Consider the following 23758-nt stretch of genomic DNA (forward strand, 5'->3'; position numbering starts at 1 on the left):
GACGAACACCATGAAGCTCAAGCGCGCCCTCATGAGAGCGATGGCGGTATGCCTCGCGATCACCACCGTGTCGGTGGCGGTCGACGAGGCCGCCATCGCCGCGGGAAGCCCGTCGGTGAACGCGCCGGACGTGCCGTCCGTTCCCGTGTCGAACGGGTCGCTCGGCACCCGCGGGCAGGACGAGGCGACAACGCGGGCGTTGAAGGGAAACCAGTCCGCGGGCGGTACTCAGCAGGGCGGCGGATCGTTCGCCGCCACCCCGTTCTCGGCCTCGTCGTCGTGGGAGGTGTCGCGGCAGAGCGGCGACTTCTCCTGGTCGTACCCACTGCGCGTGCCGCCGGCACCCGGCGGGTTCAGCCCGTCGCTCGCGCTGTCCTACCGATCGTCCGCCGTGGACGGTCTGACGTCGGTGACGAACAACCAGCCGTCGTGGGTCGGTGAGGGCTGGGACCTCTCCGCCGGGTACGTCGAACGCGCCTACGGAAACTGCATGGACGACACCGAAGGCGGCACCACGCCGCCCAAGGTCGGCGATCTGTGCTGGCGCAGCGACAACGCGACCGCCTCGTTCGGTGGCCGCGGCGGCATGCTGATCAGGGACGGCGACTCCGGCCCGTGGCGGCTCAAGGCCGATGACCGCTCGCTCGTCGAGCGCACCACGACGCAGGGCAACGGCGACAAGTTCAACGAGTCGTGGAAGATCACGACGGTCGACGGCACGCAGTACTTCTTCGGCACGAGGAACGGCGCGAAGTCCACTTGGACCGTCCCCGTGTTCGGCGACGACGTCAACGAGCCTTGCCACGAGAACACTTTCGCGGCTTCGTCGTGCGACCGCGCGTGGCGCTGGATGCTCGACAAGGTCGTGGACCCGCGCGGCAACGTGGTCCTCTACAACTACGAGACCGAGACCAACAAGTACGGCAAGAACCGCGAGAACGCCGCTGTCTCCTACATCCGCGCCGGCACGCTGGCGTCGGTCGAGTACGGCCTGCGCGACGACGTGAACGCCCCCGCCAGCGGGCGAGTGGAGTTCGGCCTGGAGAACCGGTGTGTCAAGGAGAGCAACTGCTCCCTCGACACCAAGGAGAACTGGCCGGACGCCTCCGTCGCGGACCGCTGCGACGGTGCCACCTGCCCCGACAAGCACCAGCCGACCTTCTGGTCGACGAAGCGCCTGTCGACGATCACGACCCAGGTCCGCAAGGGCAACGGCTACCAGAACGTCGACCGCTGGTCGTTGCAGCACGAGTTCCCCAAGACCAACGACGACTACAACGCGGCGTTGTGGCTCAAGGGAATCACGCACACCGGTCTCGTCGGCGGTGAACTTCCGCTGCCGCAGGTGACGTTCGAAGGCACCGCGATGCCGAACCGCGTCGACACCCCGACCGGCATCGGCCCGCTGAACCGCTACCGCGTCACGGCCGTGGTCTCCGAGGCAGGCGGCGTCACCGCCGTGAAGTACGCCGCACCCGACTGCGTTCCCGGCACCGCGATGCCCGCCAACCCGGAGACCAACAACAAGCGCTGCTACCCGGCCAAGTGGGCACCGCTGAACGGCGAGCAGCGAGACGACTACTTCCACAAGTACGTCGTGGAATCGGTCACCACCACCGACCGCTACGCGTCGAGCGCCGAACAGCTGGTGCGCTACCAGTACCTCGACGGCGCGGGCTGGCGGCGCGACCAGTCGGAGTTCACCAAGGACGACAAGCGGACCTACAACGAGTTCCGCGGCTTCGGCCGGGTCCGCGTGCTCACCGGCAAGGACGACGACATCGCCGGCCCGGTCACGATGACCGAGGAACGCTTCTACCGCGGCATGCACGGCGACAAACTGCCCGGCAACGCGACCCGCACGGCCGACGTGACCGACTCGGAGAACGGCAAACGCGAGGACTCCGACTGGCTCAGCGGTTTCCGCTTCGAGTCGCAGGTGCACGACGGCACCGGTGACACCGTCCTGTCCAAGACCATCTCTACCCCGACCTGGAGGGGCCCCACCGCCACCCGCGGTGACTACAAGGCCTACTGGACCGCGCAGGAGTCCTCGACCTCCTACACCGCTCTGCGGTCGGGCGGCTGGCGCAAGACCAAGACCGAGAGCAAGTACGACGACCACGGCCAGGTCACCGAGAGCAAGGACCACGGCGACCTCGACAGGACCGACGACGACCGCTGCACCACCACGTCCTACGTGCAGGACGAACCCCGCTGGCGCTGGTCCTACCCGCTCGAATCGGAGTCGGTGGCCGCGGCCTGCGGCGCCGCGGCGTCGTTCCCGGCCCAGTCGCTCGGCGGCGTCCGCAACACCTACGACAACGCCGGCAACATCACCAAGGTCGAGATCATCGACGAACGCCCGGCGTCCGGCGCCGTGTGGAAGTCCAAGCTCACCAGCACCTACGACGTTTATGGCCGCAGCCTCACGGTCACGGACTCGGCCGGCACCACGACGAAAGCCGAGTACGTTCCGAAGACAGGCGGCCCGGCCACGGGCACGATCCGCACCAACGCGCTCGGCCACACCGTGACGACGACGATCGAACCCGCGTGGGGCAAGGACACGAAGATCGTCGACGCCAACGAGAACGTCACCGAGTCCTCGTCGGACGCTCTCGGTCGCACCACCGCGGTCTGGATGCCCAACCGCACGCGTGAGGACTGGCCCACCCAGCCGTCGCAGTCGTTCGCCTACGACGTCAAGCGGGACGCGCCGAGCTCGGTCACGACGACCGCGATCAGCGCGAAGGGCAACTACCTCACCAGCACGTCGATCTTCGACGGCATCTACCGCGTCCGGCAGACCCAGACGCCGACCGACGGTGGCCGGTTGGTCTCGGACACCAGGTACGACTCGCAGGGCCGCCCGTCCCGCACGACGCAGCCGTTCTTCAACAACAAGGCGGTGGACACGAACCTTCTCGTGTTCTCCGAGAGCGACGTCCCAGGCGTGAGCCGCACGGAGTACGACGGCGCGGGCCGCGTCCAGCACTCGATCTACCAGGCCGGTGCGCAGGAGAAGTGGCGCAGCACCACCGCTTATGGCGGCGACCGGATCGATGTCACGCCTCCGCGCGGTGGCACGCCCACCACTGCCATCTCCGACGCGCGCGGTCAGCGCACCGAGCTGTGGCAGTACAAGGGTGCGACCGCGAGCGGCGACCACGACACCGTTCGCTACTCGTACACGCTCGCGGGTGAGCTCGCGTCCACCACGGACGCCGCGGGCAACAAGTGGAAGTGGGAGTACGACCTGCACGGCCGTCAGGTCCGCGCGGAGGACGTCGACAAGGGCGTCTCCACGATGACCTACGACGCGCTCGGCCAGCTCTCCACCGTCACCGACGCGTTGAACAACACCCTCACCTACGCCTACGACAAGCTGGGCCGCACGACGTCCGTCAAGTCGGGCGCGACGGTGCTGAAGGAGTTCACCTACGACACCGCGGACTACGGCCTCGGCCTGCCCGCGTCGTCGACCAGGTACGCCGACGGCAAGGCCTACACCAACAAGATCGTCGACTACGACCCGCTCGACCAGCCGCTGGGAACCGAGACGGTGATCCCGGACGCGGAGGGGCCGCTCAAGGGCACCTACGCGACGACGTTCAAGTACGCCCCGGACGGCAGCGTCGAGGGCAACACCTACAGCGCGATCACCGCGGCCGGAATGCCCAAGGAAACGGTGTTCCACCAGTACGACGACTTCGGCCGGCCGTCGCAGACCTCGGCCGGTCCTGGCGACGTCTCGAGCGAACTGCTGGTCAACAGCACGGCCTACACCAAGTACGGCGAGCTGTACCGCCTGGAACTCGGCGCCACCGGCAAGCGCACCTGGTTGTCGTACTACTACGACGACAACACCCGCCGGGCGAACCGCTACATCGTCGACGCCGAGGTCCCGTCGCCCAAGCAGGCGGACGTCAACTACAACTACGACGACGCGGGCAACATCCAGTCCGTTGTGGACAACACGCCGCTCAGCCCGGAACGCCAGTGCTTCCGCTACGACCACCTCCAGCGCCTGACCCAGGCATGGACCCCGTCCGGCGACTGCGCGGCGGACCCGGCCACGGCCCCGCTCGGTGGCCCGGCGCCCTACCGGCAGTCGTTCGAGTACGACGCGATCGGCAACCGCACCAAGGAGATCCAGCACGCCTCGGGCGGCAACACCACCCGCACCTACAACTACTCGCGGGCGCACTCCCTGGAGTCCGTGAAGACGGAGGGCACCGGAGGCAGCAACCTCGACCGCTTCACCTACGACGCCGCGGGCAACACCAAGACCCGCAACCTGACCGGCACGGCGCAAACGCTCGACTGGGACGTCGAGGGCCGCGTGGGCAAGATCGCGGCCAACGCGAAGGACACGTCTTTCGTCTACGACACCTCAGGTACCCGCCTGCTGCGCCGGGACCCGGAAGGCACCACGCTCTACCTGGGCAACCAGGAGATCCGCCTGGCCAAGGGCGCCACCAAGCCCACCGTGACGCGCTACTACTCGCACGGCGGCCAGATCGTGGCGATGCGCGAGGGCACCACCAAGCTGACCTGGCTGGCCAACGACCACCAGGGCACCGCCCAGATCGCGCTCAACCGCGACACGATGGCAGTCGAACGGCGTCGCCAGACCCCGTTCGGCGCTCCTCGCGGCGGCGCGGCCACGTTCCCCGGCGAACGAGGCTTCGTCGGGGGAACCATCGACGTCTCCACCGGCCTGGTGGAGCTGGGGGCGAGGCAGTACGACCCGGCGATCGGGCGGTTCATCTCGGTCGACCCGATCCTCGACCCGGACGACCCGCAGCAGTGGTCGGCCTACACGTACGCCAACAACTCGCCGATCACTTCCAGCGACCCGACCGGTCTGTTGCCGATGAGCTGTCTGGACGGTGCCGGTTCCGGTAGCTGCAGCTACAAGGACAACAAGGGTGGCGGTGGCAGTTCGGCGTCGATCCCCGGCACCGACAAGGGGTCGCAGGGCATCGACTACAGCGACGACGGCGGCATCGACGTCTACTACGACAACGACACGGGCAAGAGTTACATCGGTGACTGGGAGGTCATCGGTGCCGGGCCTGACGTGTTCGCGCTGGCCGATGAGATGCGCTCGATCAGGTCGCAGATCCTCGCCACCGACTGGTATCCGGCGCCGGAGGATCCGGACGGCCGGTACAGCACCGCACAGCTCCTCGACTTCGCGATGAAGGCCTGCACCTACTCGCAGTCCGCAGGGTGCAGTCACAGTTTCAAGCTCCAGTTGATCGCGTCTCACGCGACGGCGATCGGGCCGGACTTCAGTCGACCCGGTGGTCCGGCGCCGATGCGCGGTGGCGGCAAGGGCAAGGGCGGCGCTGTCATGGCGGGCGCGGCTTCCTTCTCGCCACGTCGCTTCTGCGACAACAGCTTCACCGGTGACACCTTGGTTCTGATGGCGGACGGCTCCACCAAGCGGATCAGCGAGATCGAAGTCGGCGATCAGGTTCTCGCCACCGACCCGGAAACGGGAGCAGCGGGAGCGCGTGACGTTGTAGCGACGATCTTCAGCGAAGGGGACAAGGAACTGGTGGAGGTCACGGTCGGCGGTGACTCCGTCGTCGTGACTGACAATCACCCGTTCTGGTCGCCGGAGCACAAGAGCTGGGTGGACGCGGAAGACCTCTCCTCCGGCCTTGATCTGCAGACCGCGGCGGGAACCGAGGTGCAGATCTCCGCAATCTCGCGGTGGGCCGCCGTCGAACGTGTCTACAACCTGACCGTCGAGGACTTGCACACCTTCTACGTGGTGGCAGGTGACGCGTCCGCGCTCGTGCACAACTGTCCCGCGGCCAAGAAGAAAGCCAAGCCGACCAAGCCGGAGAAGCTGTCTGACCCCCTGCCGAACGGAATGAGTCACGATGTCGCGCTTGCCTATGACGATGTGCGGGCGGGGCGGATTGTTTCACACGACGTCTATGAAGGTAGGGAGAATCCCTGGTGGAAGGATGCTCAAGAGTTCGCCATTCCTGGCAGGCCGAAATCCGACAGAATCCTGAAAAAGGAGGTCAAGCCCGGTGTCTACGCTTATGGCTGGACCAACACCCACTACAGGACGATCCATCGATTCGAGGCACCTCATTTCCCGGATCACGGCTGGCCCCAATAGGATGGGCTGAGTGGTGCGTTGGGTGATGTGCAAGGCTTGTCGGAAGCGCTGATGTGGGAGTGACGCGTGTCTGGTGGACTGGCCGGTTCGACTGAAGTCGATCTTCCTCTCTATTTCGTCGTGGACGGGGCAACGCGGGACGTGATCGTTTCCGCGGAGCACGTGTCCGGCTTCTTCGTCGACGAAGAAGATGAGACCGAAGTGGTCTTCCGGGGGGTCCACCAGATGGGTGTGACGCGCAAGTCCGAGGAAGGTCTGCTGGAGGTGCGCGACCACCGGCAGGAGAAGATCGGCGAGTACTACGCAGGTCGGGTCGTGCGCAATGACGCGGCAGCGGAACAGTCGGGCAATGTGGTGATCGGGGTTCCATTCCGGGTTTTCAGCAATCGCTGTGAAGTTCCGCAGGCGGATGAGATCTGGCGGAGATGGGCTTCGGGCGTGCCGCTGGAGCCAGGTGAGTGGTCACTGCGGTCGGTGAGTTATGTGGAGGCGTGGCTGCACGTCGTGCAGAACTCGTGGTTCTCGTCCTGGCGAGCCGCTGCTTGTCTTGGAGTAGATGGAACTGCGCGCCTGGACGGCGCGCAGTTCTCGACCCGCGCGGGCTTCTACTGCGCTCTCGGTGAAGCGGTGAACGGGCCAGGCGGGTACTTCGGCTCCAACCTCGACGCCTTGGTCGACTGCCTCAGATCGAGTGACGCGGAGCAGCGCTTGAAGAGACTCGAATGGCGTGACTTCGTTCAGTCGGAGAGAGCACTCGGGGACGGGTTCATGAAGACCGTGGCCGAGATCATGAGGGAGTACTCCGTCGACCTCGTCAAGCGGTGACTTCGTCGCGCGGTCGTGGCGAACCCGGCAAAACACCCGTAGGCGTCTCGGCACCCCGCAGCGGGCACTGGCAGGATGGGACGATCAGCGCGTCCGACAGAGGTGGTCCCCGTGACGAGTCCGTTCGCCAACCCGAACCGGCCCGGCGTCCCTCCCCGCCTGCCCACCCCGCCGACGGGGTGGCCGGTCGGTTCGTACGCCACGTATGAGGAAGCGCAACGTGCGGTCGACCATCTCGCCGTGGAGGACTTCCCGGTCCAGGACGTCATGATCGTCGGCGTGGACCTGATGCTGGTGGAACGCATCACCGGCAAGCTGACGTGGAGCCGGGTGCTCATGACCGGGGCGGCCAGTGGTGCTTGGTTCGGTCTGTTCGTGGGGTTGCTGCTCACCCTCTTCAGCCCTGAGTCCGGTGTGACCGTGGGACCGGTGCTCACGGGCCTGATCACCGGTGTGTTCTTCGGGCTGGTGTTCGCGGCGGTCGGGTACGGGTCGGCGCGCGGCAAGCGGGACTTCCAGTCGGCCAGTCAGCTGGTCGCGAACCGGTACGACGTGTTGTGCAACCCGAAGTCCGCCGAGAAGGGGCGTGACCTGCTCGCGAGGCTGGCGATGCGGCCCGTGAACCCCGGCAATTGAGACGCTGCAGACGCCCATTGGTTCTGAATCGTTGCCTCTCTTGGTTGCGGCTCGTGATCACCAGGCCTAGGTTCAGCTGACCGGTCCGCCCGGTGCGGCCGGTGGCACGACGAGGTGCCGGGCGCTGCGGTCTGGCTCCTCCGTGTAGTCGGGAAGGAGGCAGGGCCGATGGGTGCGACACGGCGCTATCGACTTGCCGCCGGAGTGGGAGCCGCGGTACTCGCGGCAGGAACGCTCACGGCGTGCGGGTCGGGCGACGGCGGCATCACCGTCAACGTCTACAAGTATCCCCAGGAGAACTTCCAGGCCATCGTCGACAGCTGCAACGCGAAGGCCGGCGGGCGATACAACATCGTTTACAACAAGTTGCCGCGTGAGGCGGACGGTCAGCGCGAACAGATGGTGCGCAGACTCGCTGCGGAAGACGACAGCATGGATGTGCTCGGGCTCGACGTCACGTGGACCGCCGAGCTGGCGAAGGCGGGCTGGATCAAGGAGTTCACCGGCTCCGTCAAGTCCCAGGTGGAGAGCGGCACGCTCAAGACGCCGCTCGACACGGCGACCTACGAGGGCAAGCTGTACGGAGCTCCGGACAACACGAACGTCCAGCTCCTGTGGTACCGCTCGGACCTCGTGCCCACGCCGCCGAAGACGTGGGACGAGATGATCTCCATGGCCGAGGCGCTGGTGGCGGAAGGGAAGCCCGGCCAGATCGTGGCGCAGGGGAAGCAGTACGAGGGGCTCGTCGTGCTGTACAACACCCTCGTCAACTCCAACGGCGGCACGATCCTCGACGAGAACGGCACCAAGGCCGTCGTCGACGAGAAGGCCGTGCAGGCGTTGGCGGCGTTGAAGAAGCTCGCCACGTCCAAGGCGATCGACCCGTCGTTCTCCAACGCGGCCGAGGACAACGCTCGCCTCGCGATGGAGAACGGCAGTGCGGCGTTCCAGCTGAACTGGCCGTACGTCTACGCGGCGGCGCAGAAGAAGCCGGACTTCGCGAAGAACTTCAAGTGGGCGCCGTACCCCACCGTGAGCGGTGACGCCGCCAAGGTCACCGTCGGCGGGATCAACTACGCCGTCAGCAACTACACCACGCACGCGGACGAGTCGTTCGACGCGGTGTTGTGCTTGCGCGGTGCGGAAAGTCAGAAGATCGCCGCGCTCAAGGACGGTGTGCCGCCGACCATCGAGGCCGTCTACGACGAGCCCGAGATGGCCGAGGCGTACCCGATGCGCGACGACATCAAGGAGACGCTGAAGAACGCGAGTGTGCGGCCGCGCACGCCCGCGTACCAGAACGTCTCGACGGTCATCTCCACGATCCTCTCGCCGCCCGCGAGCATCGACCCGCAGGCGACGGCGGACAGGCTGCGCAAGGAACTTCAGGACGCACTCGACTCCAAGGGGGTGCTGCCGTGAGCCAGACGACGACAGAGGACACGGCGACGACCGGAGCCTCACCGGCTCCCGTCGCGCCCAGGAAGAAGGCGCTGAGCGAGGGCAAGAAGGCCGAGCGCAGGCTCGGCTGGCTGCTCTGCGCGCCCGCCGCGATCACCATGATCGCGGTGACCGGCTGGCCGATCCTCTACTCGCTGCTGCTGTCGATGCAGAGGTTCGACCTGAAGTTCCCGGACCGCACCGAGTGGATTTGGTTCGACAACTACGTCACGGTGCTCAGCAGCCCGTACTGGTGGAACGCGGTCTGGGTGACGGTGTTGCTCACCGTCGTCACGGTCGCCGTCGAACTGGTGCTGGGCATGTCGCTCGCGCTGATCATGCACCGGGCGCTGGTCGGCCGGGGCATCGTCCGCACGACGACGCTGATCCCGTACGGCATCGTCACGGTCGTGGCCGCGTTCTCCTGGCGCTTCGCCTGGACGCCCGGCACCGGCTACCTCGCCGAGGCGCTCGGTGGCGATCCCGTGCTGACGGAGAAGATCCCGGCGCTGATGGTCGTGGGGCTCGCGGAGATCTGGAAGACCACGCCGTTCATGGCCCTGCTGCTGATGGCGGGCCTGGCGCTGGTGCCGGACGACCTGCTCAAGGCCGCCGCGATGGACGGCGCGAACGGGTGGCAGCGGTTCATCAAGATCACCGTGCCGATCATGAAGCCGGCGATCCTGGTCGCACTGCTGTTCCGCACGCTCGACGCGTTCCGCATCTTCGACAACCTCTTCGTGCTCACCGCGGGTTCGCAGGGCACGTCGTCGGTGTCGATGCTGACCTACAACAACCTGATCAAGGGCTTGAACCTCGGTATCGGATCCACGATGTCCGTGCTGATCTTCATCATGGTCGCGATCATCGCGTTCGTGTTCATCAAGCTCTTCGGCACCGCTGCCCCCGGCAGTGACGACGGAGGGAAGCGCTGATGGCGGGCATCGGAGGAGCGGAGACCCCGGCCAAGAAGTGGGGCTGGGGCGTTCTCAACACGGTTGTCGTGATCTACGCGCTGATCCCGGTGCTGTGGATCGTGTCGCTGTCGTTCAAGTCGTCGAAGACGTTGTCCGACGGCAACTTCATCCCTCGCGAGTGGAGTCTGGAGAACTACCAGAACATCTTCTCGACGTCGGAGTTCACGCGGGCGCTGATCAACTCCATCGGCATCGCGATCATCGCGACCGCGATCGCCGTGGTGTTCGGCACGATGGCCGCCTACGCCATCGCGCGGCTGGAGTTCCCCGGCAAGAACCTGCTGGTGGGCGTCTCGCTGCTGATCGCGATGTTCCCGCAGGTCTCGCTGGTGTCGCCGTTGTTCGAGATCGAGCGCTCGCTCGGCCTGTTCGACACGTGGCCCGGCCTGATCCTGCCGTACATCACGTTCGCGCTGCCTCTCGCGATCTACACCCTGTCGGCGTTCTTCCGCGAGATCCCCTGGGAGCTCGAGAAGGCGGCGAAGATGGACGGTGCGACGCCGGGGCAGGCGTTCCGTCGCGTCATCGCGCCACTGGCCGCGCCGGGCGTGTTCACGACGGCGATCCTGGTGTTCATCTTCTGCTGGAACGACTTCCTGTTCGCGATCTCGCTCACCTCGACCGAGCAGTCGCGGACCGTGCCGGTGGCGCTGTCGTTCTTCACCGGCAGCTCGCAGTTCGAGGACCCGGCCGGGTCGATCGCGGCGGCCGCCGTGGTCATCACCATCCCGATCATCCTCTTCGTGTTGTTCTTCCAGCGCCGGATCGTCGCCGGCCTGACCTCCGGCGCCGTCAAGGGGTGAGTTGACCAATGGCAGAGATCGTTCTGGACAAGGTGACCAAGAGGTACCCCGACGGCGCGCTGGCCGTGCAGGAGGTCAACCTCGAGATCGCCGACGGCGAGTTCATCATCCTGGTCGGACCGTCCGGCTGCGGGAAGTCCACCACGCTCAACATGATCGCGGGCCTGGAGGACATCACCGACGGCGAGCTGCGCATCGGCGGGCAGCGCGTCAACGAGAAGGCGCCCAAGGACCGCGACATCGCGATGGTGTTCCAGTCCTACGCGCTGTACCCGCACATGACGGTGAAGGAGAACATGGCCTTCCCGTTGCGGCTGGCCAAGGTCGACAACGCGACGGTGGAGAAGAAGGTCAAGGAGGCCGCGGAGATCCTCGATCTCACGCAGCACCTCGACCGCAAACCGTCCAACCTGTCCGGTGGTCAGCGGCAGCGCGTGGCGATGGGCCGCGCGATCGTGCGCAACCCCAAGGCGTTCCTGATGGACGAACCGCTGTCCAACCTGGACGCCAAGCTGCGCGTGCAGATGCGCACCTCGGTGTCGCGCCTGCAGAAGCAGCTCGGCACGACGACGGTGTACGTGACGCACGACCAGACCGAGGCGATGACCCTCGGCGACCGGGTCGTGGTCATGCGCGGCGGTGTCGTGCAGCAGATCGGCGCGCCGCAGTTCCTCTACGACCAGCCGGCGAACCTGTTCGTCGCGGGCTTCATCGGCTCCCCGTCGATGAACTTCGTGCCGGCGACGCTGGAGAACGGCTCGTTGCGCTCGATCCTCGGCGACGTCACGCTGACGGACCGGGTGCGGCAGCTGGTGGAGGGTGCCGACGCGCCCCGCGAGGTGATCATGGGCATCCGCCCGGAGCACTTCGAGGACGCGGCACTGGTCGAGGCGGCGGCGTTGTCGTCGGGCGGCAAGTTCACGCACCAGGTGGACGTGCTGGAGTCGATGGGCTCGGACAAGTACGCCTACTTCAACCTCACGGGCGAACAGGCGGCCTCGGCCGAGCTCCAGGAGCTCGCGGCGGACGCGGGATCGGACGACGTGCCGGGTGACGGCATCTCGCTCGTGACGCGGCTGTCCTCGGCGTCCGAGGCAGTGGAAGGCGCTTCGTCGGAGATCTGGTTCGACGCGGACAAGGTGCAGCTCTTCGACCCGTCCAGCGGCAGGAACCTGACTTACACGGAACGGTGAATTCTCGTTTCTCGGGCCGCCTTCCCCACTCGGGAAGGCGGCCCGTTTTTGTCACCCGATCGAGTTAGGGTCAAAGGACCGTGTTCGAGAGGGCCGATTAGTGCGGGTCATCTGCCCGGCCGAACTCGGTTCGCCATTGGGCGCTCGGCAGCGTCATCTCATCGAAACATGTTCTGCTCGGCACGCGATCGTCCGCACGCTTGTCGAAGGCGGGTACCGGACCACAGGGGGGTTCCGGGAACCGCCGCCGAGTGAAAGAGAGCGTGCAATGGGGATCCTGGACGGTAAAGCGGTCGTCATCACGGGGGCGGGCCGAGGGCTGGGCGAGGCCTACGCCATGCACGCTGCCCTCGCGGGCGCGTCCGTGGTGGTCAACGACAACGATGGTGACCTGGCAGAACGGGTCGCGGAGCACATCCGCGAGTTCGGTGGCCGCGCCGTGGCCTCGAGCCACACGGTCGCCGATCCGAGCGAGGCGGCCAAGATCGTGGACCTGTGCGTCGACGAATTCGGGCGCGTCGACGGTTTGGTGAACAACGCCGGCCTGAACTACGAGACCGCGCCGTGGGAAGACGACCCCGAGACGATCAAGCAAGTGGTCGAGGTGAACGTCCTCGGTGTCATCTATGTCGGAATCGCGGCGATGCGAGCGATGCGCACCACCGGTGGCGGCTCCATCATCAACATTTCCTCCGGCGCCTCATTCGGCCAGCGCAAACTCGCCACCTATTCGGCGACCAAGGGCGCGGTGGCCTCACTGAGCTACTCGTGGGCTCTCGACCTGGAGTCCGAAGGCATCCGCGTGAACGCCGTGTGCCCTGTCGCACACACGCGGATGGTGTGGAAGTCGGAACGTTCTCTGCGCGCCATTCCGGCCGACCGGACGCCGGGCAAGGTGGCGCCGCTGGTGCTGTTCCTGCTCTCGGACCGCGCCGAGGGCATCACCGGGCAGGTAATCCGGTGCAACGGCAGGCAGCTGCACATCGTCGGGCAGCCGTACTTCAAACAGCCGATCCTGGAGAGCGACAACTGGGACACCGCTTCGGTGGAGCGGGCGTTCACGGGCGTGTTGCAGGCGCACCTCGAACCGTACGGGTTGGAGAAGAGGATGCCTCCCCGGCTCCGTGCGCTGGTGGAGCCTTCGCAGACCGCCTGAGCCCGCTGGGGAGGTGCCGCTTGGCGCCCTGGGCGGTGCCTCCCCGCTGTGGTCGACCGCTGCTGTTGCTGGGCAGTGCCCAGTCAGTCGCGGGATGGCAGTCGCGTGGTGCGGCGGGTGCGGACCGGACGACGGAGGGCGGGCAGTGGGACGGACTGCGAAAGTTCTCCCACAGAGCCCACGAGACGCTGCGCCGTGCAGCTGCTCTCGATCCCGACGATGTCGCGCCATAGCGCAGTTCGCACGGGCGCACTCGTACGTTGCCCGGTTTCACCGCCAGGACGGGTAGCTCGGCGCGACCTCGGCGTAGCGCTCGGACCAGTTCGGCGGGGTCTCGTCGCGCAGGAACGCTGCCGCGCGGTCGAAGAACGCGTGCGTGCCGGGTGCGAAGCCCTTGGCGTTGCGTTCGGACAGTCCGCGATGGGTGAACTGGAGCAGGGTCTCGTCGCCGTCCGCGGTGAGCTCGTAGCGCACGACGCTGTCCTCCACGATGCGCTGGTGCCACTCGTGTTCGAAGACCGCACGGCCGTTCTCCGGCGGCTGCCACGTCAGGATGCGGCCCGTGACGCGCTTGGCCTCCATCGGCGCGGGCGGGTCCTCTGGCTCGATGACGACCGTTTCGCCTTGCGGGTCAACGGTTCCCGCGCCGAACCACGCCTTGCGCTCGGCGTCGTCGGTGATGGCCGCCCAGACGCGGTCGATCGGGAAGCGGAACCTGCGGTGGAACGTGAGGGTGGCGTGCGCGCCTTCGACGGTGATGGTGCCGAGGTCGGTCATTCGTTCTCCAGGTGCTGTCGAAGTGCGTCGAGGTGGTCGCGCCAGAAGCGGCGGTACGGGGTGATCCAGTCGTCGATGCGTTGCAGGCCGTCTGGTCTGAGCGCGTAGATGCGGCGCTGGCCGTCCGGGCGCACCTCGACCAGGCCGACTTCTCTGAGCACGCGCAGGTGGCGGGACACGGCGGGCTGGGTCAGTGACGGCAGGCTGTCCACGAGTTCACCCGCTGTGCGTTCGCGTTCGGCCAGCAGGCTGATCAGGTGCCGCCTGTTCGGTTCGGCCACGGCCTCGAAGACATCCACAGGCAGTTTTATAATCTAGAACGTATATAAGCGCAAGTGTATATAGGCGTTCTGGTGACGTTTGTGCACGTCACACGGATGGCTGCGGAAATTGTCGGTGCCGCCTGTCACCATCGGGACATGGCCGAACGTAAACCCAGAGTCACCGACTGGCGGCTCGTCGTGCAGTCCCGGCTGGACCGGGTCCGCGCGGATCTGGCCGCGCTCGGCCCGTCCGATCCGGTCGATCCCGAGGGCGACGTGTGGCGTCGCACCGCCGAGGCGCAGGCCGCCGTGGTCGAGGCGATGCTCGGCAGCCGCGAGCCGTGGTGGCGCATGCTGCCGTCGTGGTGGTCGGGCTGGCACATCGAACGCGCCTGGCGCGCCCTGCACGAGGCCGAGGTGGCGACGATCTCGGCCGAGCGCGGGTTCCTGGGACGGCTGCCGGGTCTGCAGGCGCGGGTGGCGCAGTACCTGGACGACGACGATCCGCGCCGCCGAGCCCTGGAAGCGTTGCGGCCGGGGGAGTTCACGCCCGCGGTCGAGCGCGCGATCGTCGTGGACGCGCTGCGCGCCGCCTACGACAACTCGGACTTCGCGCACGCGGGTTCCCGTGCGCTGCGCAACAAGCTGATCGCCGCGTCCCTGGTGCTGTTCGTCATCAACACGGTCCTCGGCGTCGTCGGCATCGTGAAGCCGGGCATCATCCCGCTGTGCGTCGACCCGAAGGAGAACGCACTGCCCACCGTCTGTCCTGGCGGCACGGCGAAGGCGTCCGGTGTGGACGTGTGGCTCGTGCAGGTGCTCGGCTCGTTCGGCGCGGTGCTGGCCTCGGTGGTGCTGCTCTTACGCCGCCGGCCATCGCTCTCGCCGTACGTGATGATCGGCTACCAGGCACTGATCAAGATCATGCTCGGGGCGGCGCTGGCGGTGGTCGGCATCCTGGCACTGGGCGCGGGCGTCACGAGCGGGCTGATCGGCATCCCGTCGGCGGCGGCTTTGCTGCTGTGGGCGGTCATCTTCGGGTACGCGCAACAGATCGGCACCCGGCTGCTCGACAAGTACACCGACGAGGTGCTGGACCAGGCGCGGCCGCTGCCGGACGCGGAGGGGCCGCGGGTGGCACCCCGGTGACCGTGCCGGAGCGGATTGCCGCGCGGGTGCGCCGGGACTTTCGCGGCGACGAGGCCGCGAGGTTCGGGCCGGGCAGCTAGCCACGGCCGGTGCGGCCGTGCGTGCGGGTTTCCTCGCGCACGGCGTTGATGACCTCGGCGTCCCATCGGTGCGTGCGGATGAGTCGGTACCGCTCCGCCGCGACCCACATGTACGCCTCGGTCTCGGTCCGGTCGCCGATCATGTCGGCCTGCCGCAGCATCGCCACGACCGGCTTGTACTCGTCGGCGTACCAGCGGCGTGCGACCTCGCCGCGGTCCAGGAACTGGCACGTGTCCTGCATCAGCCGGAACCCCCACGCCTCGACGTGCTCGCCGAGCTGGGCGTAGTGCCACGGGTCGGACAGCACCACGGCGGCACGGGCCTCGCCGCCCAGCGGCACGCGGTCCAGGAACAGGCGCCGGTAGTCCTTCACGATCAGGTCGCCGCGGTACCGGATGCCGGAGGAGTTGATCCGCGTGATCACCTGCGTCACGTACGCGTCGATCGTGGTCAGGCCGAGGGCGTGCGCGACCGAGACGCGGTGGTGGCCGTCGATGATGAAGTGCAGCTCGCCGATCCGGTACACCTCGATCGGCGGCACGCTCTCGCCGCGGCGCGCGGCCAGGGCCAGTCGTTGCCACCGCTCGCGGACGCGGCCGGAGGTCGGCCGGAAGCGGCGGTCGAAGTCGCGGGTGCGGTCGACGCTGCCGACGATCGAGTCCAGCCGGATCGACTGCAGGCCCAGGCGCTTCTCCGACGCCATGCCCAGCGCCTCCACGACCTCGTGGAACGGCAGCATGATGTTCACGTCGTCTGGTTCGCGGCGCAGCCAGGTCGCGAGGCGCGACATCACCTGGCGCCGGCGGGCGCGCAGGAAGTCGCTCTCCGCGTCGGCCACGGGGAAACCGGTGTCACGTCTCATCGCGACCTCCCGAGATGTCCAGCACCTTCTGCGGAACCACGTTGATCACGCGGGTCGAGCCCAACGAGCGGTCCGGGCGTGGATGGCCGTGCGGATGAATGTGGCCGTGCAGCATGAACGACGGCTGCAACCGCGAGACAAGTCCGCGTAAACACTCGAAACCGCGGTGCGGCGCGTCAGGTTCGTCGCCGCAGTCCAACGGCGGTGAGTGGGTCAGCAGCACGTCCACGCCACGTCCGTCCCGCAGCCTGCGCCACCCGGCCAGCCGGGACACCCGGCGGGCGCGGCGGGCCTGCTGCCGTTCCGTCCACTGGTTCGGGCCCTTGTTGTAGCGGATCGAACCACCGAGACCGGCGATCCGCAGGCCGGCGACGTCGACCACGCGTTCGTCCGCGTTCACCGCACCGGCTGGACCTGGCCAGCGCACCGGAACGCCCGCCTTGGTCCACAGGCCGCGCACGTTCGAGTAGCCCGACAGGTCGACGTCGTGGTTGCCGGGGACGAACACCAGCGGCTTGTCCAGCGCGTTGGCCAGGTGTTCCAGGTAGTCGAACGGCAGGTCACCCGCCGCGACGATCAGGTCCACGTCGGCGTACTGGAACACCTTGCCGGTCCACAGCTGTTCGACCACCTCGTCCGCGACAGCCAGAATCCGTGCCATTCCAGCAGCGTAATCAGGTCTTTCACCACATGACGGCCGGCAGCGCTCCCATTACCGTGGACGTCGTGCTTGCCGAGCTGTTCGCCGCGGCCGCTCACGGATGCCGCGACCGCAGTCCGCTGACCCAGCGACTCCTGAACGACGCCGCCGCCGACCTCAGAGCCGGCGGCGTCACGACGAAGATCATGGCGGGTTCCGAACGCGACCGGGAGGGCACCGTGCCCGGTCTGCGGTTCGCGGGCGCCGTCCACCGGCTCGTGCTCGAAGGGCGTGCGCCGGCCCTCGCGAAGCACTACCCGTCCGTCGGCGGCCAGCCGAACCTGCCGACGCTGTGGGAGGACGCGCTGCCCGCCCTCACCGAGCACGCGGACGCCCTGCGGCACCGCGTCCTGGCCACGGTCGTGCAGACCAACGAACCCGGCCGCAGCGCGCCCCTGTACGGCGGCCTGATGGTCGCCGCACAGGAGGCTGCGAGAGCGGCGGGCAGACAGGTGCCGTTCTGCGTGCGGCTGCTGGAGGTCGGCGCGAGCGGCGGGCTCAACCTGCGCCCGCACCACGTCGGCTACCAGCTTCCGGACACGGTCCTCGGCGACCCGGACAGCCCGCTGGTCCTCGACCCGGAGTGGACCGGCAGGCCACCGGCGGACCCGAGCCACCGACTGCGCGTCGTCGGCAGGGCGGGCTGCGACCTCACCCCGGTCGACGTGTCCACAGAGGACGGACGGCTGCACCTGAGCTCGTTCGTCTGGGCCGATCAGCTCGGCAGGTGGAACCGCCTGCGGGACGCGCTCGAACTGGCCGCCACGGATCCCGTGAAGGTCGACCGGTCGGCAGGCCCGGAATGGCTCGCGCACCAGCTCGCCCGTGCCGAACGCGACGTGCTCACCGTCGTGTGGCATTCGGTGGTGTGGCAGTACGTCTCGCCAGCGGACAGGGCGATGGGCAGGGCCGTGCTGGCCGACGCGGCCGCGAAGGCGACACCCACGTCACCGTTGGCACTGCTGGTCTTCGAGCCGCGCCGCACGGACGACGACTACCGGTTCGAACTGCTGCTCAAGCTCTGGCCGGCCGGGATCTCGCTGAACCTCGGCCACGGCGCGGGCCACGGTACGCCGTTCACCTGGGTCGTCACCCCTTGGGAGTGACGACCGGGTTCACCACGTACCGGCCGTCCTGCATCTCCACGGGCAGCCGGAACTCCGCGCGGGTGCCGTCGTGCGTGTACTCGACGACGACGGCACCGTCGCGGTAGACACCGCGCTCCACCAGTGCGGTCTGGAACTGGTCCGCTGTCGACTTCGCGACGTCCTCGCCGCCGACCGCCAGCAACGGCTCCAGCTTGTGGAAGTCGTGTGCGCGCAACGCGTTCGTCACCTCGGAGGCGAGTTCGTCCGGTGACGCGGTGCCCGGAGACGGCCAGACCGCGATGCAGACGAACACCATCGCGAGCCAGCCGATCGGGAACACCAGCAGCCATAACCTGAGGTTCGTCAGCCGCTCGTACACGTCAGGGCGTTCCGCTGATGAGCACGAACACGGTGGTGATCCAGCAGAGCAGGAACGCGAGGATCCAGAAGCGGATGTTGGTGAGCATTCTGGTCATGACAAAGCCCTTCTACCACGAACAAAACGAGCGAAACCGGGACTAGAGCCAGCGATTTCGGCGCAGTATTCGGTAGAGCGTCAGGCAGGCGATCAGGACCAGACTCATGATCAGCGGATAGCCGAACTTCCACTTCAGCTCGGGCATGTAGTCGAAGTTCATGCCGTACACACCGACGACCATGGTGGGCACGGAGATGATCGCGACCCACGAGGTGATCTTGCGCATGTCGGTGTTCTGCTGCAACGTGATCTTCGCGAGCGTCGCGTCGACCAGCGTCGTCAGCAGTTCGTCGAACGCGGTGACGCGCTCGGAGACCTCGGTGAGGTGGTCGTCGACGTCGCGGAAGAACGCCCGCACCTGCTCGGGGATGAGCGGCGTGTAGCCCTCCGCCAAGCGGCGCAACGGGTTCGCGAGCGGCATGACCGCGCGGCGCAGTTCCACGACCTCGCGCTTGAACATGTAGATCTGCTCCGCGCTCACCTCGGTGCGCGGCGCGAAGACCCGTTCCTCCATGCGGTCGATGTCGTCCTCGATGTGGTCGGTGACCTCGAGGTAGTTGTCGACCACCTGGTCGGCGATCGCGTGCATCACCGCGGACGGGCCGATCTCCAGCCGCTCCGGGTCGGCCTCCAGCACGTGCCGCAACTTCGACAGGCCGGAGTGGTTGCCGTGCCGCACGGTGATGACGAAGTCCTTGCCCAGGAACACCATGATCTCGCCGGACTCGACGATCTCGTTGGCGGCGTCCGGGTGCTCGTTGGTCACGTAGCGGACGGTCTTGAAGACCATGAAGAGCGTGTTGTCGTAGCGCTCCAGCTTCGGGCGCTGGTGCGCGTGCACCGCGTCCTCGACCGCGAGCTCGTGCAGCCCGAACGTCTCCGCGATGCCCTCGATCTGCTCGGCGTCCGGTTCGTGCAGGCCGATCCAGACGAACCCGTCCTTGCGCTTGCGCACCTCTTTGACGGCGTCGGTGTGCGTCCAGCGGCCGGGCAAGCGCTTGCCGTCCACGTACACCGCGCAGTCGACCACGTAGTGCGACAACGGCACGGCGATGTGCGGCGCAGGGCGCTGCTGGGCGCCGCGTCCGCGGATCGAGGGCAGGCTGGGCATGGTGGGTTCCTCCAGGTACACACGCCGGCGTGAACGTGCTGATGCACGACGGGCGTCCTGACCGGTGGAACGGAACTTCTAGATGGATCTAGAAAGCCACCTCGGTGAGGACGCGCTTGGTACTGGCAGGGTGGGGGTCCTTGCTCATTTCGGGGTCCTCACCTCCTAAGGGCGAAAGGCACGGGTGGTGGAAATCCTCACACACCGGTTGCCGAGGGTACTCCCTCCGCGTAAAGACTGTCTCCCCACCTGAGTCAGATCTCGATCACACGTAGTTGGAGGCGCGGTGCAGTTCGGTCGGTACTACGAGGAGTTCGAGGTCGGAGCGGTCTACAAGCACTGGCCTGGCAAGACGGTGACGGAGTACGACGACCACCTGTTCTGCCTGCTCACCATGAATCACCACCCGCTCCACATGGACGTGAACTACGCGGAGAACACGACGGACTTCGGCAAGAACGTCGTCGTCGGCAACTACATCTACTCGTTGCTGCTGGGCATGTCCGTGCCCGACGTCTCCGGCAAGGCGATCGCCAACCTGGAGATCGAGTCGCTGCGGCACGTGAAGCCCACGTTCCACGGTGACACGATCTACGGTGAGACCGAGGTGCTCGACAAGACGCCGTCCAAGTCGAAGGACGACAGGGGCGTGGTCTACGTGGAGACTCGTGGCTACAAACAGGACGGCACGGTCGTGTGCGTCTTCAGGCGCAAGGTCATGGTGCCGAAGCAGTCCTACGGTGACGCTCGCGGTGGAGAGCAGCCGGGACGCCCTGAACCCAAGGAGTGAAGTGACTTCTCTGGATCTGGCACAGCAACGTCTGCGCGCGTTCGCCGAGGAGGCAGCGGCGACCTCGCCGCTCTACGAGCACCTCGCGTCGCGTGCGGCCGCCGATCCGGAGGTCGCCGACCTGCTGACCGCCGCCAGCGAGGACAACGCCACGGGCGAGCTCCTGCTGGCGGCGGCGCACCGGCTGGTGCAGGCCGAGCCGTTCCACCAGCTCTCGAACTACTACCCGTCGCTCGGCGGGACCTACGGCGCGGACGAGAGCACCTGGCCGCTGTTCCGGGACTTCGTGCTGGAGCGTGGCGACCGCGTGCGGGCACTGGTGAGCACCCAGGTGATCCAGACCAACGAGGTGAAGCGCGCCGCCCTGCTCTACCCGGCCGTCGTGGCCGCGGCGAAGCAGGCAGGCGGGCCGATCGGGCTCGTGGAGGTCGCGACGACCGCCGGTCTGCTGCTCGGCCTCGACCAGTACTCGTACCGCTACCAGACCGCCGAGGCCGGTCAGCTCGTCGCCGGGCCGGCCAAGGCCGCGCTGGGCCTGCACTGCGCGCTGGAGCTCGCGCCGGGCGCGGCGCTGCCGAAGCTGCCCAAGACGGTCAAGGTGGCCGCGAAGGCGGGCATCGGCGTGGCGCCCGCCGACCTGGCCGACGAGGACGCCTACGCGTGGCTGGAGGCCTGTGTGTGGGCGGACCAGCCGGAACGGCTGCGTCTGTTCGGGGTGGCCTGCGGGGTGCTGCGCAAGAACCCGCCGCGCCTGGTGACCGGCGACCCGCTCACGGACCTCGCCAAGGCGGTCGAGCCGATCGACGCGCCGCTCGTGGTGATCTCCAGCGGGTCCGGACTGGACCTCGTGCCCGCGTTGTCCGCTTTGGGCCGGCCTGTCTGGTGGGCCGCGCACGAGGCCGGTGAGCTGCGGCTCATCCATGTGCGTGACTCAGGCGTGGAGACGACCACTCTGGCGACCACCGAGGCCCACGGGCAACGTCTCGTTTGGCGCTGAGCGCGGGCCACTAACGCGTGAACCCTGATCAGGCCCTGGGCAGGCAGTTCCACTGGGAGAGCGCTTCCACAAGCCCATATGTGGTCGGAAGTGTGTCCAAGGTCGCACTGTCGACCCAAGCGACATCCGATGCGTCGTCGCCCGCTCGGAGCAAACCCGATGTGACCTGGCATTCGTAGTCGAAGATCGAATAAACCCCATTCGGGGCCGGTCGCTCCACGTGGCCGACGAGGCGGCCGACGGTGACGGAGAGTCCTGTCTCCTCGAGCAGCTCCCTGGTCACGGCAGTCTCATCCGTCTCATCTGGCTCCACGCGCCCACCCGGTATCGACCACATGCCCTCACCAGGCGGATTGGCGCGTCGCACGAGCAGTAGTCGCCCATTCGAGTCATGAACGATGGCTCCGACGCAACGGATGGTGCGCTTGCTGCTGGCCGTCACGATCACGAAGCGTAGTCACACCGGAACGGCGGTGCTCTTCGCTACCCCGGCTGCGGTACAAATCTCCCAAGGTGCTGAATCGTGCTGTACAACGGTCACGAACGGCGCCAAACGGGTGCGACGCGGACGGGGTGGACACCGTGAACTTGAAGAAGATTCTCACTTTCGCTGGAATCGCCTTGCTGCTCTTCTTCCTCATCGCGGAGCCCCAGCAGGCGGCCCAACTGGTGCAGAACATCCTCAACTCGCTGCGGACCGCGGCTGAGGCTCTGATCACCTTCGTGCGCTCCGTCTTCTAGGCTTCCTGGTAACCGGCTACCCATCTGGGCGGCCGGGGGAGCAGGATGGACAGGGCAGTGCCTGGTACCAGGAAGGGCTGGTAGCGCATGTTCGCACCACGTGATCCGGACGACTACCTGCTCCAGAGCGAGCGTCGGGTCATCCGTGTGCGCAGGCACTGGTCCTATCTGATCTGGGACGTCCTGGAGGCGGCGGCGCTGCTCGCCGGCTTCATGATGATCTCGTACCTGCTCCCGGCGGATGCGGGCGTGATCCAGAACGTGCTGTGGTACGGGGCTTTGCTCGTGTTGCTGCGCGTCGCGTACTTCATCATCGAGTGGTGGGTGGAGCGCATCGTCGTCACCGACAAGCGCTTCATGCTCACGTCGGGCGTCTTCGAGACCAAGGTCGCGATGATGCCCATCACCAAGGTCACCGACCTCACCTACGAACGCACCGTGGGCGGACGCATGTTCGGCTACGGCACGCTCATCGTGGAGTCGGCGGGTCAGATCCAGGCGCTGAACCGCCTGGAGTTCCTGCCGAACCCCGAAGAGGTCTACGACGCCATCTCGGAGCTGACCTTCGGCGACAAGAAGGCCCAGGCCGAGCGGTTCTCGATGATCAAGGCTCAGCGCGCGGCGCGCGGCAAGAAGATGGTCCCGTAACACCGGTCGTTCATCACGTCGTCCACACTGGACGACGTGGTCATCGATCTGCACACCCATTCGTCCGAGTCCGACGGCACCGACAGCCCCGCCGACCTGGTGAGGGCCGCGTCCCTCGCGGGACTCGACGCGGTGGCGATCACGGACCACGACACGGCGGCCGGGTGGGCAGAGGCCGTCGCGGCGTTGCCTCCCGGGCTCAGGCTCGTGCGCGGAGCAGAGCTGTCGTGCTCCTCGCCGGACGGCTACGGCCGCACCATCACCGTTCATCTGCTGGCGTACCTGTACGACCCGACGCACGCCATGTTGATGAAGGAGCAGTCCCGCCTGCGCGAGGAGCGCCGGCAGCGGCTGCAGAAGATGGCCGAGATGATGCAGGCCGACGGCTTCCCCATCGACCCGGTCGACCTGATGTCCCGCCTGCCGTTCGACGCGCCGGCCGGACGCCCGCACCTCGCCCAGGCGCTGATCCGCGCCGGGGTGGTGTCGTCGGTCGACGAGGCGTTCGCGACGTTCCTGACCGGCGGCCAGTACTACGTGGGCCGCACCGACACGCCCGTCGAGCGCGCGATCGAGATGATCACCGAGGCCGGCGGCGTCACCGTGCTCGCGCACCCCTTCGCCCGTTCCCGCGGCCCCGTCGTGGCGCCTGACGTGGTGCGATCGCTGACTTCGTGCGGGTTGGCCGGCGTCGAGGTGGACCACCCGGACCACGATCCCGAGACGCGCCGGTCGTTGCGGTCGCTGGCAGACTCGCTGGGGCTCATCGTCACCGGGTCGAGTGACTACCACGGCACGAACAAGACGGTCCGGCTCGGCGCGGAGACGACGGCGCCGGAGATGCTGGATGCTCTGGCCGAGAGGGCGACAGGCGGCAAGATCCTCGTCGGATAGG

At 67.3% G+C, this 23758-nt stretch carries 22 protein-coding genes; 15 read left to right on the forward strand and 7 right to left on the reverse strand.

Features of this window, described 5'->3' with window-relative positions; genetic code table 11:
- The first annotated feature begins 10 nt into the window (after positions 1-10).
- The 8 genes from ACIQF0_RS29625 to ACIQF0_RS29660 all read left to right on the forward strand — a co-directional run bounded on the left by ACIQF0_RS29625 (position 11) and on the right by ACIQF0_RS29660 (position 13178).
- A complete protein-coding gene (locus ACIQF0_RS29625; protein ID WP_401034618.1) occupies positions 11-6148 on the forward strand; it encodes a polymorphic toxin-type HINT domain-containing protein in 6138 nt (2045 codons plus the stop codon).
- A 120-nt stretch (positions 6149-6268) separates the two neighbouring features.
- Entirely contained in the window at positions 6269-6973 is a 705-nt protein-coding gene (locus ACIQF0_RS29630) for a barstar family protein (RefSeq protein ID WP_401034620.1), read from the forward strand.
- Between the two features lie 75 nt (positions 6974-7048).
- Positions 7049-7609: a general stress protein gene (locus tag ACIQF0_RS29635; RefSeq protein ID WP_360037634.1), complete on the forward strand. Its 561-nt coding sequence runs from the start codon at positions 7049-7051 to the stop codon at positions 7607-7609.
- Positions 7610-7777: 168 nt separating this feature from the next.
- Positions 7778-9031 carry an ABC transporter substrate-binding protein gene (locus tag ACIQF0_RS29640; protein WP_319980186.1) on the forward strand — a complete coding sequence of 418 codons (1254 nt, stop codon included), beginning with the start codon at positions 7778-7780 and terminating at the stop codon, positions 9029-9031.
- On the forward strand, positions 9028-9984 hold the full coding sequence (locus ACIQF0_RS29645; RefSeq protein WP_401034624.1) for a carbohydrate ABC transporter permease: 957 nt from the start codon (positions 9028-9030) through the stop codon (positions 9982-9984). Before ACIQF0_RS29640 ends, ACIQF0_RS29645 begins: the two co-directional genes overlap by 4 nt.
- Positions 9984-10829 (forward strand): carbohydrate ABC transporter permease, encoded by an 846-nt coding sequence (locus tag ACIQF0_RS29650; RefSeq protein ID WP_319980185.1) that lies wholly within the window; start codon positions 9984-9986, stop codon positions 10827-10829. The genes ACIQF0_RS29645 and ACIQF0_RS29650 overlap by 1 nt, the downstream gene beginning before the upstream one ends.
- Positions 10830-10837: 8 nt before the next feature.
- Positions 10838-12022, forward strand: a complete 1185-nt coding sequence (locus tag ACIQF0_RS29655) for an ABC transporter ATP-binding protein (RefSeq protein WP_401034627.1) — start codon at positions 10838-10840, stop codon at positions 12020-12022.
- A gap of 268 nt (positions 12023-12290) precedes the next feature.
- Positions 12291-13178: an SDR family oxidoreductase gene (locus tag ACIQF0_RS29660; RefSeq protein WP_360037625.1), complete on the forward strand. Its 888-nt coding sequence runs from the start codon at positions 12291-12293 to the stop codon at positions 13176-13178.
- A 270-nt stretch (positions 13179-13448) separates the two neighbouring features.
- On the opposite strand, the gene ACIQF0_RS29665 is transcribed toward ACIQF0_RS29660, so the two are convergent.
- Together ACIQF0_RS29665 and ACIQF0_RS29670 are read right to left on the reverse strand one after the other, a co-directional pair.
- On the reverse strand, positions 13449-13955 hold the full coding sequence (locus ACIQF0_RS29665; protein ID WP_401034629.1) for an SRPBCC domain-containing protein: 507 nt from the start codon (positions 13953-13955) through the stop codon (positions 13449-13451).
- On the reverse strand, positions 13952-14254 hold the full coding sequence (locus ACIQF0_RS29670) for an ArsR/SmtB family transcription factor (RefSeq protein WP_401034632.1): 303 nt from the start codon (positions 14252-14254) through the stop codon (positions 13952-13954). The genes ACIQF0_RS29665 and ACIQF0_RS29670 overlap by 4 nt, the downstream gene beginning before the upstream one ends.
- A gap of 120 nt (positions 14255-14374) precedes the next feature.
- Here ACIQF0_RS29670 and ACIQF0_RS29675 point away from each other — a divergent pair, with 120 nt between their 5' ends.
- Complete coding sequence (locus tag ACIQF0_RS29675) at positions 14375-15367, forward strand: hypothetical protein (protein WP_360037613.1); 993 nt, start codon at positions 14375-14377, stop codon at positions 15365-15367.
- 76 nt (positions 15368-15443) lie between these two features.
- Here the strand turns inward: ACIQF0_RS29675 and ACIQF0_RS29680 are convergent, their stop codons facing one another.
- Complete coding sequence (locus ACIQF0_RS29680; RefSeq protein ID WP_401034636.1) at positions 15444-16310, reverse strand: chromosome partitioning protein ParB; 867 nt, start codon at positions 16308-16310, stop codon at positions 15444-15446.
- Positions 16300-16971, reverse strand: coding sequence for a metallophosphoesterase (locus ACIQF0_RS29685; RefSeq protein ID WP_401034638.1), 672 nt, complete (start codon positions 16969-16971; stop codon positions 16300-16302). Before ACIQF0_RS29685 ends, ACIQF0_RS29680 begins: the two co-directional genes overlap by 11 nt.
- Before the next feature lie 65 nt (positions 16972-17036).
- Here ACIQF0_RS29685 and ACIQF0_RS29690 point away from each other — a divergent pair, with 65 nt between their 5' ends.
- Positions 17037-18116 carry a DUF2332 domain-containing protein gene (locus ACIQF0_RS29690; RefSeq protein ID WP_401034640.1) on the forward strand — a complete coding sequence of 360 codons (1080 nt, stop codon included), beginning with the start codon at positions 17037-17039 and terminating at the stop codon, positions 18114-18116.
- Here ACIQF0_RS29690 and ACIQF0_RS29695 read toward each other — a convergent pair.
- Positions 18100-18477: a hypothetical protein gene (locus tag ACIQF0_RS29695; protein WP_401034643.1), complete on the reverse strand. Its 378-nt coding sequence runs from the start codon at positions 18475-18477 to the stop codon at positions 18100-18102. The genes ACIQF0_RS29690 and ACIQF0_RS29695 overlap by 17 nt on opposite strands.
- A gap of 139 nt (positions 18478-18616) precedes the next feature.
- Entirely contained in the window at positions 18617-19687 is a 1071-nt protein-coding gene (corA, locus tag ACIQF0_RS29700) for a magnesium/cobalt transporter CorA (protein ID WP_360037599.1), read from the reverse strand.
- A 286-nt stretch (positions 19688-19973) separates the two neighbouring features.
- Between corA and ACIQF0_RS29705 the strand changes: the two genes are divergently transcribed.
- Together ACIQF0_RS29705 and ACIQF0_RS29710 are read left to right on the forward strand one after the other, a co-directional pair.
- On the forward strand, positions 19974-20477 hold the full coding sequence (locus ACIQF0_RS29705) for a MaoC family dehydratase (protein WP_093602356.1): 504 nt from the start codon (positions 19974-19976) through the stop codon (positions 20475-20477).
- 1 nt (position 20478) lies between these two features.
- Positions 20479-21474: a DUF2332 domain-containing protein gene (locus ACIQF0_RS29710; RefSeq protein WP_401034647.1), complete on the forward strand. Its 996-nt coding sequence runs from the start codon at positions 20479-20481 to the stop codon at positions 21472-21474.
- 28 nt (positions 21475-21502) lie between these two features.
- Here the strand turns inward: ACIQF0_RS29710 and ACIQF0_RS29715 are convergent, their stop codons facing one another.
- Positions 21503-21922 carry an NUDIX hydrolase gene (locus tag ACIQF0_RS29715; RefSeq protein ID WP_401034649.1) on the reverse strand — a complete coding sequence of 140 codons (420 nt, stop codon included), beginning with the start codon at positions 21920-21922 and terminating at the stop codon, positions 21503-21505.
- A gap of 134 nt (positions 21923-22056) precedes the next feature.
- On the opposite strand from ACIQF0_RS29715, the gene ACIQF0_RS29720 reads away from it, so the two are divergent.
- From ACIQF0_RS29720 to ACIQF0_RS29730, 3 genes are all read left to right on the forward strand, one after another.
- Positions 22057-22215 (forward strand): hypothetical protein, encoded by a 159-nt coding sequence (locus ACIQF0_RS29720; RefSeq protein WP_169746024.1) that lies wholly within the window; start codon positions 22057-22059, stop codon positions 22213-22215.
- 87 nt (positions 22216-22302) lie between these two features.
- On the forward strand, positions 22303-22863 hold the full coding sequence (locus ACIQF0_RS29725) for a PH domain-containing protein (RefSeq protein WP_360037589.1): 561 nt from the start codon (positions 22303-22305) through the stop codon (positions 22861-22863).
- 36 nt (positions 22864-22899) lie between these two features.
- Entirely contained in the window at positions 22900-23757 is an 858-nt protein-coding gene (locus ACIQF0_RS29730; protein WP_396425138.1) for a PHP domain-containing protein, read from the forward strand.
- The last annotated feature ends 1 nt before the right edge of the window (position 23758 follow it).

It is taken from the genome of Lentzea sp. NPDC092896, assembly GCF_044754905.1.
Lineage (GTDB): Bacteria > Actinomycetota > Actinomycetes > Mycobacteriales > Pseudonocardiaceae > Lentzea.